Source organism: Rossellomorea vietnamensis (assembly GCF_008180615.1).
In the GTDB taxonomy this organism is placed as follows: domain Bacteria; phylum Bacillota; class Bacilli; order Bacillales; family Bacillaceae_B; genus Rossellomorea; species Rossellomorea vietnamensis_D.
The window spans coordinates 145,771-159,853 of sequence record NZ_VTEH01000007.1 but is presented as its reverse complement, the minus strand read 5'-3'; the positions used below and the strand labels follow the sequence as shown (position 1 = coordinate 159,853).

Annotated in this window: 12 protein-coding genes; 8 read left to right on the top strand and 4 right to left on the bottom strand. The window is 44.6% G+C overall.

The genetic code is table 11. The features are described 5' to 3' along the window. The first annotated feature begins 11 nt into the window (after window positions 1-11). The 8 genes from FZC79_RS11520 to FZC79_RS11485 all read left to right on the top strand — a co-directional run bounded on the left by FZC79_RS11520 (window position 12) and on the right by FZC79_RS11485 (window position 10,434). Window positions 12-839 (top strand): MetQ/NlpA family ABC transporter substrate-binding protein, encoded by an 828-nt coding sequence (locus FZC79_RS11520; RefSeq protein ID WP_148946938.1) that lies wholly within the window; start codon window positions 12-14, stop codon window positions 837-839. A 36-nt stretch (window positions 840-875) separates the two neighbouring features. Then, complete coding sequence (locus FZC79_RS11515; RefSeq protein WP_148946937.1) at window positions 876-2,090, top strand: M20 family metallopeptidase; 1,215 nt, start codon at window positions 876-878, stop codon at window positions 2,088-2,090. A gap of 276 nt (window positions 2,091-2,366) precedes the next feature. Next, window positions 2,367-3,380 carry a LacI family DNA-binding transcriptional regulator gene (locus FZC79_RS11510; RefSeq protein WP_148946936.1) on the top strand — a complete coding sequence of 338 codons (1,014 nt, stop codon included), beginning with the start codon at window positions 2,367-2,369 and terminating at the stop codon, window positions 3,378-3,380. 178 nt (window positions 3,381-3,558) lie between these two features. Beyond that, window positions 3,559-5,655 carry an amylo-alpha-1,6-glucosidase gene (locus FZC79_RS11505; RefSeq protein WP_148946935.1) on the top strand — a complete coding sequence of 699 codons (2,097 nt, stop codon included), beginning with the start codon at window positions 3,559-3,561 and terminating at the stop codon, window positions 5,653-5,655. 66 nt (window positions 5,656-5,721) lie between these two features. Beyond that, window positions 5,722-6,981, top strand: coding sequence for an ABC transporter substrate-binding protein (locus tag FZC79_RS11500; RefSeq protein WP_148946934.1), 1,260 nt, complete (start codon window positions 5,722-5,724; stop codon window positions 6,979-6,981). 141 nt (window positions 6,982-7,122) lie between these two features. Next, window positions 7,123-8,022, top strand: coding sequence for a carbohydrate ABC transporter permease (locus FZC79_RS11495; RefSeq protein WP_148946933.1), 900 nt, complete (start codon window positions 7,123-7,125; stop codon window positions 8,020-8,022). Between the two features lie 10 nt (window positions 8,023-8,032). Then, the gene (locus tag FZC79_RS11490; protein WP_148946932.1) at window positions 8,033-8,863 is read left to right on the top strand and encodes a carbohydrate ABC transporter permease; all 831 of its coding nucleotides are present in this window, start codon (window positions 8,033-8,035) and stop codon (window positions 8,861-8,863) included. Between the two features lie 110 nt (window positions 8,864-8,973). Then, the gene (locus tag FZC79_RS11485) at window positions 8,974-10,434 is read left to right on the top strand and encodes a glycoside hydrolase family 32 protein (protein ID WP_148946931.1); all 1,461 of its coding nucleotides are present in this window, start codon (window positions 8,974-8,976) and stop codon (window positions 10,432-10,434) included. A gap of 332 nt (window positions 10,435-10,766) precedes the next feature. Here the strand turns inward: FZC79_RS11485 and FZC79_RS11480 are convergent, their stop codons facing one another. The 4 genes from FZC79_RS11480 to FZC79_RS11465 form a co-directional block, all read right to left on the bottom strand. Beyond that, on the bottom strand, window positions 10,767-11,417 hold the full coding sequence (locus FZC79_RS11480) for a TetR/AcrR family transcriptional regulator (protein ID WP_148946930.1): 651 nt from the start codon (window positions 11,415-11,417) through the stop codon (window positions 10,767-10,769). Between the two features lie 27 nt (window positions 11,418-11,444). Continuing rightward, on the bottom strand, window positions 11,445-12,461 hold the full coding sequence (locus tag FZC79_RS11475) for an ABC transporter permease (RefSeq protein WP_148946929.1): 1,017 nt from the start codon (window positions 12,459-12,461) through the stop codon (window positions 11,445-11,447). Window positions 12,462-12,464: 3 nt separating this feature from the next. After that, a complete protein-coding gene (locus FZC79_RS11470; RefSeq protein ID WP_252183312.1) occupies window positions 12,465-13,181 on the bottom strand; it encodes an ABC transporter ATP-binding protein in 717 nt (238 codons plus the stop codon). A gap of 120 nt (window positions 13,182-13,301) precedes the next feature. Next, window positions 13,302-14,045, bottom strand: a complete 744-nt coding sequence (locus tag FZC79_RS11465; RefSeq protein WP_148946927.1) for a PAS domain-containing protein — start codon at window positions 14,043-14,045, stop codon at window positions 13,302-13,304. Window positions 14,046-14,083: the final 38 nt, after the last annotated feature.

Genomic DNA, 14,083 nt, shown 5'->3' with positions numbered 1-14,083 from the left:
AGGAATCATTCATGAAGAAAATTTTATTGGCGTTACTCATTTTAGCAGCGGCAGTGACGGGGGCGGCTTGCTCTAATTCAACAAGCGGGGAAGAAACAAAGAAAGTGAAAATCGGTGTCAGCGGCTCCGATAACCGCATCTGGGATTTTGTTTCGGAGAAAGCAGAAAAAGAAGGAATTGAAGTGGAAATCGTCCGTTTCTCCGATTATGTCCAGCCAAACATTGCCCTTGCTGAGGGAGAACTTGATGCCAACGCATTCCAGACTATCTCGTATTTCAATGCTTTCAAGAAAGAACATGACTTGGATTTAGTTCCGATTGCCACTACGGTCATCGCTCCGATGGGAATCTACTCTGATAAATACAAGTCAGCAGATGAAATTCCGGAAGGCGGCAAGATTGCTGTTCCTAACGAAGCAACCAACATGGGAAGAGCCTTGCTGCTGCTTCAGGAAGCCGGATTGATCACCCTTCCGGAAGACTTTGACGGTAATGGTGCAGTAGAGAAAATCGTCGATAATCCTAAAAATCTTGAAATCGTCCCTGTAGTAGCAGGCCAGACGCCAAGGGTGCTTCCAGATGTAGCGGCATCGATCATTAACAACGGAATCGCAGTAGATGCCGGATTCAACCCGACAGAGGACTCCATTTTCCATGAAAGCGAAACAGCTACACCATACATCAACATCATTGCTGTCCGTGCTGAAGACAAGGATAATGAAACACTCCAGAAACTTGGTGAGCTCTATCAACAGGATGATGTAAAAGAATTCATCGAAAAAGAATACAAAGGAAGCACGATCCCTACGTTTGTTCCGTTAAGTGAAATTGGAGAGTAAAAGACTTACAAAAAACCAATAACAGGAGGAACCGCCATGACTTCAGTAGCAGAGATAAATACGAATCTGAAAAATGTGATTATCGAGAATGTAGACAGTCAAAGGGAAAAGTACATTTCCACGAGCCACAGCATCCACCAGAAACCAGAAATCGGTAATGAAGAGTTTTTCGCTTCAAAGCTTCTTTCCGATATCCTGGAGGAAGAAGGCTTTGAAGTAGAGAGAGCTGTTGCGGGTCATGAAACAGCCTTCCTGGCAAGAAAAAAATCAGAAAAGGCAGGTCCTGCCATCGCTTTTCTCGCAGAGTATGATGCTCTGCCCGGCATCGGCCATGCCTGCGGCCACAATATCATTGGAACGACAAGTGTGGGGGCAGCCATTGCGCTGAGTAAGGTTCTGGATACAACCGGAGGCGAAGTGGTTGTTCTTGGAACACCAGCAGAAGAAGGCGGACCAAACGGGAGTGCAAAAGGAAGCTTTGTGAAACATGGCTTGCTGAAAGGGATAGATGCAGCCATGATGATCCATCCGGCTAATTCTACAAGAGTAACCTCGACTTCCCTTGCCGTTGACCCGCTGGACTTCGAATACCGCGGGGTCCCTGCCCATGCCGCCGCTTCTCCCCATGAAGGGGTCAATGCCCTTGATGCAGTCATCCAATTATTTAATGGAATTAATGCGTTGAGACAGCAGTTGAAGGATGAAGTGCGAATCCACGGAATCATCACCCATGGAGGGGACGCACCGAATATCATCCCGGAATACGCAAAAGCCCGATTCTTTATCCGTGCATCCACAAGAGCCCATCTGGACGAAGTAACCAAAAAAGTGAAAGCTGTGGCAGAAGGAGCGGCACTAGCGACTGGAGCCCAGCTGAAGATCATTGCTTTTCAAAATGAAGTTGACAACCTTCTTTTGAATAAAAGCTTTGACCATGTCTTCAAGGGTGTTATTGAAGAGTTTGGGGAAACGGTCGATTTAAATGACAGAGAGGGGCTTGGTTCCACGGATGCAGGCAATATCAGTCAAGTGGTACCGACCATCCACCCATTCATCAAAATCGGGCCGGATAACCTCGTCGGTCACACGGTGCCATTCAGAGAGGCTGCTGCTTCCCCTCAAGGAGACGAAGCCTTGATTAAAGGGGCAAAAGCACTGGCGCTGACAGGCCTTGAGTTGCTGACTGATCACCAAAAATTATCGGCTGTCAAAGAAGAGTTTCTGGAAAGAAAGCTGGAGCAGGAAGGTTGATAGAATACACTGAAAGCAGAATCTTATGGGTTCTGCTTTTTTCTGTATTAAAGGTCTACCGTATACAGGAGGAGATGAAGAATAAAATTCAGAATTCAGGAAGGAAGAATGAAACGGCTTTATGATTCCAGCCTCCGTGCAGCACTGCATCTGGTTTAGAACAAAATAGTGGAAATATTTTAAAGGGAAATTTTTAAGAAAAGTATTGAAATCGTTTTCAAAATGATTTAAGATTCAACCAAGAAGAAATTTCCGAAACGTTTTGGAGGAGCTCAAGTGACTACTATTAAAGATATTGCAAAAGCAGCCGGCGTCTCTGTTACGACGGTATCGCGGGCTCTTAACGGGTATTCGGATGTGAAAGAACTCACCCGTCAGAAGATCGCTGCTGTTGCCAAAGAAATGAATTACAGTCCGAATACGCTCGCCCGAAGTCTGGTGATGAATAAATCCCAAACAATCGGCCTCCTGGTTTCAGGTTTCACAAAAGAAAGCGTCAAGGATAACTTTACAGTTGAAGTTCTTGCAGGTGTGAATGAATGCACCTCGGAAATGAATTACGACCTGGTTCTCTTTAACACCAACTCCTCTATGCAAAGGGAAAAGACCTATACACAGTTGTGCCGGGAAAGACGGGTGGACGGAGTAATAATCCAAGGTATCAGGACGGATGATCCTTATCTTAAAGAAGTAGTAGATAGTGATATTCCTTGTGTACTGATTGATATTCCGATCTCTTCCGACAGGGTAGGTTATGTTACTACTGATAATGAACTGGGAGCTGATAAAGCGGTCCAGCACTTACTAGAACTCGGGCATCGGAATATTGGGATGGTCAATGGCCACGAGTATGCGTTTGTCAGCCAGAAGCGATTGAACGGATATAAGCGGGCTCTGGAAAATGCGGGTATATCTTTCAAACCTGAATTTGTGGTGGACGGAAGCTTCAAAGAAGATGAAGCCAACTTTGTCACAAAAGATCTGTTGATGAAACACCCTGAAATTACTGCGCTATTTTGTGCCAGTGATCTAATGGCAATTGGAGCGATGAAAGCTGCACAGGAACTTGGGAAAAAAGTTCCGGAAGACATCTCGATTATCGGGTATGATGATATCCTGCTTGCTTCCTATGTAAGCCCTGCGCTAACCACGATTGCACAGAATAAATTTCAGCTTGGTTTTGAAGCAGCCAGAATGCTGCTGGATCTTCTTACAAAAGGGGATCAGCCGAAACAAGTTATTCTAAATACAGAATTAAAAAAGCGAGAAAGTACTGGTTTACAACAATAAAACAATAAATAGATAGTAAGAGCCGCATGGACAGAATCCTTGTCCTTGCGACTGACTTAACATAAAATTCCACTAAAACCGAAACGTTTCGGATATATAGTAAGCGCTTCCTTGAGGCGCTGTTAAAATTTTAGCGAAAAACCGAAACGTTTTGGAAAGCCGCTCAGGAGGTCTCATCATGAATTATCGTGTAATTAAAGAAAACAATCTTTTCTTCTTAACAGATGAAAAGGGGGATATCGTAGAAAATCACTCGTATGGATTAGGATTATACATGAAGGATACCCGCTACCTCAGCAAGTTCAATTTGAAAATCAATGGAGAAGAACCAATCCTGCTTCATTCCGATGGGTCGGAAAATTATATGGCCAAGATCCTCATGACGAATCCCCATCAAGAGAAAGACGGGGGACTGATTCTTTGGCGGGAGTCGGTAGAAATAGAGAGAACAAGATTCATATACGATGACATCTTATATGAAACTGTTACAGCCAAGAACTACTATCCCAAGCCTGTTTCCTTTGAACTGAGTGCCCATTTCGATGTGGACTTCAAAGATATGTTCATCGTCAGGGGCTTCCAGACGGGGAAAGTTGGAAGCAGAAGAGGCCAGCGTATAAAAGGTGAACAAATTGACTTCTTGTACGAAGGTGCCGATGAGATCAAGAGAACGACATCTGTTAAATGGGATATGCCTGCCGAAAAGGCAACAGAGCAAGGAGATGTCTCCTTCTTGTTGTCGCTCGGACATGAAGAATCCAAGTCTATCACTTTTATGGTGGCGCCTAAAGAGGGAGAAGAGAATAACCCTGTACAACTTTTGCCAGGTGAAGCTTTGGAGAAATTGAAAGCATCTTACACTGAATGGGAAAACGGCATGACATCAGTCAAAACTGACTATTTGCCTCTCCAAAGGCTGGTTGATAGAGGGACAGATGATCTTAGAGTGCTGCTGACAGACATTGGCTATGGAAGGTTTCCGGTTGCCGGTCTGCCTTGGTTCGGAGTTCCATTCGGGCGGGACAGCCTGATTGCCGCCCTGCAAATGCTTGCTTTTCAGCCGGAAGTGGCAAAAGGCACGCTGCTTACCATGGCGAGCCTGCAGGGAACCAAAGTAGATCCTTGGAGAGATGAGCAGCCAGGCAAAATCATGCACGAAATCCGTTACGGAGAATTGGCGAATACCGGACAGATTCCATTCACCCCCTACTACGGAACTATTGATGCTACCCCGTTATTCCTGGTGCTGCTGACGGAATATGTAAAATGGACGAATGATCTTGATACTTTCCATAGGTTAGAAGATAACGTGAGAAGGGCATTGCAGTGGATTGACGAGTACGGTGACCGGGATGGAGACTTGTTCGTCGAGTATCATCAGGAAGCTGAAAAAGGGATTGCCAACCAGGGCTGGAAAGACTCCGGAGATTCCATTGTCCACCGTAATGGTGATTATGCGAAGACGCCGATTGCCCTTTCGGAAGTTCAAGGGTATGTCTACCAAGCCAAGCAGGGGATTGCCTCTATTTATAAAAAACTCGGACAGACGGAGAAGTCAGAAGCCCTTCTGGAACAGGCCGGTCGGTTAAAAGAGAAATTCGAAAAAGAATTCTGGATGGAAGATCAGCAATTCTATGCCATTGCTCTTGATCAGGATAAAAATCAGGTAGGAACGATCACTTCGAACCCGGGACATGTGCTGTTCTCGGAAATGCTCAGCGAAGAAAGAAGCATCAAGGTAAGTGATACTCTTACTTCAGAAAAAATGTTCTCGGGTTACGGTATCAGGACAATGGGCAAAGGCGAAGCCGGTTACAATCCGATGAGCTACCATGATGGAAGCATCTGGCCTCACGACAACAGCATGATTTTGCTGGGGATGAACAGACTTGGGCTTCAGTCACATGCTAAGAAGGTAATTGAAGGGCTCATCAAAGCAGCGGCTCACTTTGAGTATGACCGCCTGCCTGAACTATTCTGCGGCTATGAGGATAAGATCGGGAAAGCCGTGAAGTATCCGGTCGCTTGTTCTCCGCAAGCATGGGCTGCTGGAACTCCGCTCGTATTTGTCCAGGGCTTGCTCGGTATGAATCCGGACAGCGCAGAGAATAAGGTGACAATAAATCCTTTCCTTCTGGATGGGATGAATGAATTGACTGTACGCTCCATGAGGATAGGAGAGGGGATCCTTTCACTCCGGATAACAAGAGATGTATCCGGCATTAAGACTGAGGTCTTGGAAAATACCACAGGTTTTGAAATTCAAGAAGTTTAATGGCGGTTTATAGGATGCATTTTCCTTTAAATAAATTTTATAAACAAGACGGAAGGGGTCTTTAAAATGACGAAAAAGTGGTTGGCTGGTTTAGGAATTACAACAATGCTCGTTGGTTCGGTTCTTGGAGGATGCAGCAACTCAGATAATACAGGTGACAGCTCCAGCAATGAAGGAGATGGAGAAAAAACCCAAGTAACATTGGCGGGCTGGGGTGGAAATCCTTCTGAACAAAAATTGCTTGAGCAGACATTGGAAGATTTTGAAGCATCACACCCGGATATTGATGTAAAACTCGAGGTTATTTCCGAGCAGTACATGGATGTTATGAAAACACGCCTGATCGGCGGGGAAGGCCCTGATGTATTCTACCTGGATGCCTTCGAAGCCCCTGCTTTAATTGAAACAGGTGTTGTTGAACCGCTTGATGAATATGTAACAGAAGAGTTTGATGTGGAAGATTTTGAAAAGCCGATGCTGGAAGCTTTCCAGGTTGACGGAAAAACATATGGTTTCCCAAAGGATTACTCGACGCTTGCACTATTCTACAACAAAACAATGTTTAAAGAAGCAGGATTGGAAGTACCCCAAACATGGGAAGAGCTTCAAACGGCTTCTGAAAAACTGACAGAGGGAGATGTTTATGGTTTTGGTGTAGCTCCTGAGCTAGCGCGCCTTTACTACATCGCAGAATCACTTGGCGGGGATGTTGTGAAAGATGGCAAAGCGAACTTTGCTTCTCCTGAAGTGGTAGAAGCACTTCAGCCTATTATTGATCAACGCAATGACGCTAAGACATCCGCACAGCCTTCTGAAGTGGGAGCATCGTGGGGGGCAGAAATGTTCGGACAGGGAAAAGCGGCAATGGTCATCGAAGGAAACTGGGCCATTCCATTTATGGCTGATACATTCCCTGGAGTCGACTACGGCACAGCTGAAGTACCGACAATCAATGGTGAAAAAGGAACTATGGCTTACACAGTGGCTTACGTAATGAATGCGGCTTCTGAAAAGAAAGAAGCTTCATGGGAACTGCTTTCTTACCTGACTGGAAAAGAAGGAATGGAGACTTGGACATCTAAAGGGTTCGCACTTCCTACTCGTAAGTCAGTCGCAGAAAAGCTTGGATATGACCAAGATGAACTGCGCGGTGCACTAGTAGCGGGAGCTCCTTACGCAACCGTTTGGTCTGAAGGAACAAACCTTCCGATAGTCGTGAATAACTTCAATAACCAGTTTGTCAGCGCCTTCCTGGGAGACCGCCCACTGGATGAAGCCCTTGAAGAAGCCCAAAAACAGGCAAACAGTGAAATCGACAACAACTAATATAGAAGGTGAAGAGGGGCTGGGTTTGAGTTCCTCTTCTCCCCTTTTACTGTATTCTTTCTGTCGATGTCCTGTGGATGGGACTTCGATAGAAAGAGTTCATGTAAAAGAACATCACTAAATGATATCGGGGGTTATGAAATGACCAGAAGAACTTCCAAGAAAGCGCTGAGAGAAACAGGACAAGGATATTTCTTTATGTCCCCAGCCATATTCGTTCTAACATTATTCATCATCGGTCCAATTCTATACGCCATTTTCCTGGCCTTCCATAAGGTTGAACTGCTCGGGGGAACTTCAATGAACTTCGTGGCATTCGAAAACTTTGCAAGGATCATGGATGACCAAAGGGCAATCATTGCTTTAAAGAATACAGCTAAATATGTTCTGATTGTTGTTCCGGTCCAGACGTTTCTGGCGCTTGTACTGGCAGCCACACTGAACGCGGGATTAAAAGGAGAAAAATTCTTCCGCATTGTTTACTTCCTGCCAACACTGACATCTTCAGCTGTGTTGACACTGATTTTCATGTGGATGTACAACAAAAACGGGCTGATTAACCATATTCTTGATTTCATCGGGCTTCCGACTTACAACTTCCTGGGAGACCCTGATATTGCGTTAAATGCGATCATGATTATGAACATCTGGGCAACAGCACCGTTCTTCATGGTCATCTATCTGGCTGCTCTGCAGGATATACCGGATTCGCTCTACGAAGCAGCTGATCTTGATGGCGCCAATGCCATTCAAAAGTTTTTCTATGTAACAGTCCCATTCCTGCGACCGGTTACATCCTTTGTTGTCATCATGGGCCTCATCGGCACGTTCCAGTTGTTCGACCAATCCTACATTTTCTCAGGTGGATCAGGTGGACCTGATAACTCCACTTTGACAGTTGTACTATTAATCTATCAATATGCATTTAAGACTCTTGGAACCATGGGATATGCAGCAGCGCTGGCATTTGCCCTTGCCATTATCATTCTAGTGGCGACTTTGCTTCAGCGTAAATTCTCGAAAGAAGAATCGCTATATTAAGGAGGATAATATGAAAACCAAAAAAACGTCATTCAGCAAACGCTTATTATATATCATCCTTGTTGCATATGCCATCACTACCCTTATCCCATTTTTCTGGGCTCTGTCTTCATCATTCAAGACACTTGAAGAGATCGTTAGCGGGACCATTAATTTCTTTCCGAAAAACTTTACTCTTGATAACTATAGACAGATCTTTGTTGAGCAGGACTTATTCCCCCGCTGGATGTTAAACAGCTTGATTATAGCAGGAGTAGGGACATTCTTGAACATCATCTTTAACTCCATGGCGGGTTACGCCCTTGCGCGTTTGACCTTCCCTGGAAAGAAAGCATTGTTCATCATCATTCTGGCTGTGTTAATGATCCCTGCACAAGTAACGATGATACCAAACTATTTGATTCTGAAAGAACTGGGCTGGCTGAACTCTTACCAAGGGATGATTGTGCCCGCGATGATCAACGCAACCTTTATTTTCATGATGCGCCAGTTCTTCGTCAACTTCCCGCAGGAGCTTGAAGAAGCAGCACAAATCGATGGATTGAGCAGGCTTGGCATCTTTTTCAAGATCGTATTACCGCTTGCCAAGCCAGCTCTTGCTGCTCAGGCAATCTTTGTTTTCATGGGCTTCTGGAATGATTTCATGAGGCCGCTGATTATCATGACGGATGCAGAGATGTACACCCTGCCGCTCGGGCTAAATACCTTTAAAGGCCAGTACGTAAGTTATTGGAACTATATAATGGCCGCATCCATGGCATTCACACTGCCAGTCCTGCTGATCTATGCTTTCTTTAATAAGTATTTCATTAAAGGAGTATCATTCACAGGAGGAAAATAACGTATTTAATAACTGCCTCCTATCTCTCCAAAGATAGGGGGCAGCCTTGTTTATGCAGGCTGCGTTATTTATGATAGAAATAAAATAGTTGATTAATCAGGAGGGTAATAATGAATCATCAAAAAAAGATCGAAGAGGCAGCAGCCTCTGTCAATAAAATGCGTGAAAAGGTCAGTGGAAGTCCTTGGAAACCGGCTTACCACATGTCACCGCCTGCTTTCTGGATGAACGATCCGAATGGCTTCAGCTATTATAAGGGAGAATACCACCTTTTCTATCAGCATCATCCGTTTTCACCTGAGTGGGGACCGATGTACTGGGGGCATTTCAAAAGCAAGGATCTTGCCTATTGGGAAGAGGCACCAATTGCATTGGCTCCGGGTGAAGAGTATGACCGTGATGGCTGTTTTTCCGGCAGTGCGATAGAAAAAGACGGGAAGCTTTACCTGATGTATACCGGAAATCAATGGACAGGCCCGGATCATGATACAGATCTTTATCAGACACAATGCCTGGCCGTGAGCGAGGATGGAATGACTTTTGAAAAAATAGCAGAAAACCCGATCATCGACCCTGCTCCCCAAGGGGATATCCATCCTTATCATTTCAGAGATCCAAAGGTTTGGAAAAAAGGGGATCACTATTATTGTGTCCTCGGTTCACGGACTAAAGACCATGTTGGACAGGTCCTCTTATACCGCTCCGAAGACCTTATTAAATGGGAGTTTGTCAACGTAGCAGCGAAAGGGGAAGGCAACTTCGGGTTCATGTGGGAGTGCCCCGATCTGTTTGAAATCGACGGCCGGACCATCCTTGTGATGTCTCCGCAGGGAATGAAGCCGGAAGGTAATCTTTATCAGAACCTGCATCAGGCCGGCTATGTGATCGGAGCTCTTGATTACGAATCAGGCCAACTTCAACATGGTGATTTTAAGCTGCTCGATCACGGTTTCGATTTTTACGCGCCGCAAACGATGGAAGACCAGGATGGGAGAAGAATCATGATTGCCTGGATGAATATGTGGGAGAGCCAGATGCCGGAGCAGGAGGAGAGCTTTGCAGGGGCGATGACCATTCCGCGTGAACTGGTTTTGGAAAACGGTAAACTGAAGTCCAAACCAGTGCCCGAATTGGAGAAAAGGCGGAGAAATCATAAGCAATTTAAAAATGTGACCGTTGAAGGTGAAACCTCATTACCCGGCGTAGAGGGAAATGCTGTGGAACTGAAAGTCACAATTGATGCGAAGAAAGCATCACAGTTCGGATTAAAACTGAGAGCCGGACACAAGGAGGAAACGGAACTTCTTTATATAAAAGAAGAAAGAAGCTTTGTGCTTGATCGCAGCCTCTCCGGTGAAGGGCCCGGTGGTGTCAGGAAAGCAGAAATCGAGCTGGATGAAAACCTCCTGGACCTTCACATTTTCATCGACCTTTCTTCTGTTGAAATATTCATCAATGGCGGTGAAAAAGTCATGACAGCCAGGATTTACCCGCAAAAAGACTCGTCGCGAATCAGATTCTTCTGTGATGATTCTATTGAATTGCTGCAAGTGGATAAGTGGGATTTGTAAAAAGAAGTTTTTTTCACCTGTACATGACTAAGAGGGATGCCCATTTAAGGGGCATCCCTCTATATTTGATGCCTCGCTCCGCCAGCGAAGTACATTATCTTGAGAATTTGTTCTTTTGATGTCCCTCGCTCCGCCAGCGAAGTACATTATCTTGAGAAATTCCCCTTTTGATGTACCTAGCTCCGCCAGCGAAGTACATTATTTTGAGAATTTATTCTGGTGATGTACCTCGCTCCGCCAGCGAAGTACTTCATTCCTACACTAGTGATCAATCGATTGAATTTTGAACCGAGTCCCGCTATGTTCGTGAGATTATCCTATAACCACTTCGCTTACTCCTGTGCCCCTATCCCATTCATAATCATATGAACAGTCATCTCGATCTCTTTTTCATCGTCCCATTTCGCCTCGGGGAGGAATATATGCCGGATGAGAAGGTAGCCGAATACACTGGAAGCAGTGAAGCGGATAACAGCTTCTGTCGGCAGCTCAATGATCTGGCCTTTTTCTTTATAGAAGTTAACCAAGTGCTGAAAACGATGAAAGACCTTTTCAGCAATATGCTCCTTGAATTGTTCCTTCAGTTCGGGATGAAAAGGGATTTCCTGTATCAGGATCCGGAACGCACTCATATTTTCCCTCAAGAAAGCCTGGCGGTTCAAGATCATGGCTTTCAAAAAATCCTCATACTTTTCATGTTTTGTATTCAGGACTTTATTGATATCACGCATGACAAAAGGTGCAATAAGCTTAGCCATAGTCGGTGCAATAATCGAAAGCAATAAATCTTTTTTTGTTTTGTAGTGGCGGAAGATCGTCCCTTCAGCCACGCCTGCTTTTTTGGCGATTTCACTGGTAGAAGTAGCAGAATACCCTTTTTCCGCAAAGATTTCCAGCGCGGCTTCAAGGATTTTCTGCTGCTTTTCCGTCAGCTTTTCATCGCTGTTCAATAGTATATCGAGCATATCGTTTTGTTCAGTCATGATAAACCCCTTATAAGATAAGTTACCTTATATTTTACGATATTTTCTCAAAGCTGCAACATTTAGAACGATGAACAGGAGAGAGAACCCTAATAAAAATGAGAGGTTTCCAATGAGATCGCTGAAATCAGCGCCCCTTATCATGACATCCCGCAATGCATCGGCCGCGTAATAAAGAGGGGTGAAAGGGCCGATCCAGCGCAGCCATTCCGTTATCGTTTCAAGGTTGAACAACCCTGAGAAGAAAATTTGCGGAATCACCACAATTGGAATGAATTGCATCATCTGCAGCTCGTTTTGGGCAAAAGCAGAAAGCAGGATGCCGAGGGTCAGTGCCGTTAGAGAGAGCAGTGTGATGATGATCAGGACATTCAAAAAGCTGCCTGCCATCATCATATCCAATACATAGATCGCAAACCAGGAGATGAATGCTGCCTGCAGGATGGCAAAAATACCAAATCCGAGCACATAGCTTATGACCATTTCCCATATTTTTAAAGGACTTGCCAGTAATCTCTCCAATGTTCCGCTGGTGCGTTCACGGAGAAAGGACACCCCGCTGATAAGGAAAACAAAGAAGAAAATAAAGAACCCCAGCAGCACGGGCCCAAAGGAGTCGAACATACCCATTCCTTTTTCTCCATGCATATACTCAATGTCCAAGCCGGGAGCTTCCGTTTGTTGGGTGAACAGGGACTGTATTTCTTTCATAACCATTTGATTAACAGAAGGGTCACTGCCCTCGAGAACAAGTAACGGCTGGCTTCCTTGTTCAATGGAAAGGTACCCGTCAAGGTCACCTTCCTTGATAGACTTCTCGGCATCTTTGGAACTGTCAAAAAGGACATATTCTTCCGTGTTAATCGCTTGCAGCAATGCCTGATGGTCTGCAGCGATACCGATTTCCGGGTCATATGGATCAGAATCAAAAATGAGCCACATCATGGTCAATATTAATACCGGAGCGAAAAACATCAATGCCAGTGTCCGTTTATCCCTGAAAAGCTGTTTAATGATCCTGATGACAAAACCAGTAATTCTCATGACTTAATTCACCTCCGTGGATAAGAAAACTTCTTCTATAGATGAGACACCGTATTTTTCTTTAATGACAGCAGGCGCTTCACTGCCTAATAGCCTTCCATCCCTGAGCAGGCCCAGCCTGTCACATCTTTCTGCTTCATCCATCACATGTGTGGTGATCAGTAGGGTTCTTCCTTTGGTTTTCAATTCCTGGAATCTCTCCCAAATCTGTTTGCGCAGCACAGGATCAATCCCCACGGTCGGTTCATCGAGTATTAAAACTTCCGGGTCGTGGAGAAGGGCTATAGCCAGGGAAAGCCGTCTCTTCATACCTCCTGAGTATAAGGCCACTGGTTTATGGAGATGGTCCAGAAGATCGACGGTTTCCATAACAATCTTGATGCGGTCTTCCTTCTCTTTCTTTTTTAAGCTGTAAAGAGCTGCAAAAAAATTCAAATTTTCTTTCGCGGTCAGTTCTGTATACAGGGCATCTGACTGGGCCATATATCCAACAGAGGCATAGACGGACCCGGCTTTCAATGACTCTCCTTTGAAGCGGATAGTCCCTGATCCAGGAGATTCGAGACCAAGAAGCATCTTGACCAGGGTGGTTTTCCCCGATCCTGAGGGGCCAATCAAACCGTATATCTCTCCTTGTGGAATCTCGAGTGATATATCCTTCAGAACGTCCTGCTTTCCGAAAGTCTTTTTAATATTTTTCACATCAATAATTCCTTGCAAACTAAGCACCTCCAGGTAAGTGAGTGATTACTCACTTTAAATTGTACATGGTGCTCACTGTTTTGTAAAGTGAGTAATCACTCATTTTATAAAAAATAAAAAAGAAAGGCTGATGCCTTCCTATAGTGCATTTCTTAATGAACGTATAAATTGGACTTTATGCTGATTAAAAGAAACTCCTGATACCGCCATCTCGTGGGCAACTGAGGGTTTGATACCAGTGATGATGACTGAGACTCCCAAAAGCTTCAGTGCATTCAGCAGCCCGTTGATGGAATGGAAAAAGTGTTCGTTGGCTTCAAATATAGAAGAGAGGTCCACGATTAATGAAGTAAGTTTCTTTTCTGAGACACTCATCAGTACCTTTTGAATGATTAAGTCAATTTCCAGATCTTCAATAATGGTTTGATTAAGCGGAAGGATACCTTTCCCTTCAGGAAGCAGGATGATACTGGAAGCCATTTGTTCCAAATTGAGTTTGAACTTTTCCTCTTCCAGGACAAACTCGGTAACATCCGAAAACTCAGCCATTGCTCCGAGAACTTCACCGTTTTCTTCCAGCAGGTGTGTTTCCAGGTTGAAGTAACTGTTGAATTCACCAAATTGGTAAGGCATTCTTTTGACCTCAGCCGGTCTTCTATACTTTACTGTGTTTTCAATATGCCTGACATCCTCAGGTGCGTCTGGATGCAGATCATATACACTTTTATGGAGTACCTCTTCTTTGTTGACTTTCAATAACTTTTCACACGCTGGATTCAGGTATATGACCATGTAATCGGCATCAATAATCAGGATGGCATTCTTTAGAAAATCCATGACCTGAGTTTTATGTTTGGACACTTCCAATATACTTTTCTTCAATTGTTGTCCTCCCAATAACCGTCTTTTCTAAAGTATAG

Excerpts from the sequence above, each read along its gene's own strand:
- FZC79_RS11485 (WP_148946931.1), top strand. The coding sequence starts at position 8,974 with ATGAATCATCAAAAAAAGATCGAAGAGGCAGCAGCCTCTGTCAATAAA.
- FZC79_RS11505 (WP_148946935.1), top strand. The coding sequence starts at position 3,559 with ATGAATTATCGTGTAATTAAAGAAAACAATCTTTTCTTCTTAACAGAT.
- FZC79_RS11515 (WP_148946937.1), top strand. The coding sequence starts at position 876 with ATGACTTCAGTAGCAGAGATAAATACGAATCTGAAAAATGTGATTATC.
- FZC79_RS11475 (WP_148946929.1), bottom strand. The coding sequence starts at position 12,461 with ATGAGAATTACTGGTTTTGTCATCAGGATCATTAAACAGCTTTTCAGG.
- FZC79_RS11480 (WP_148946930.1), bottom strand. The coding sequence starts at position 11,417 with ATGACTGAACAAAACGATATGCTCGATATACTATTGAACAGCGATGAA.
- FZC79_RS11490 (WP_148946932.1), top strand. The coding sequence starts at position 8,033 with ATGAAAACCAAAAAAACGTCATTCAGCAAACGCTTATTATATATCATC.
- FZC79_RS11520 (WP_148946938.1), top strand. The coding sequence starts at position 12 with ATGAAGAAAATTTTATTGGCGTTACTCATTTTAGCAGCGGCAGTGACG.
- FZC79_RS11500 (WP_148946934.1), top strand. The coding sequence starts at position 5,722 with ATGACGAAAAAGTGGTTGGCTGGTTTAGGAATTACAACAATGCTCGTT.
- FZC79_RS11495 (WP_148946933.1), top strand. The coding sequence starts at position 7,123 with ATGACCAGAAGAACTTCCAAGAAAGCGCTGAGAGAAACAGGACAAGGA.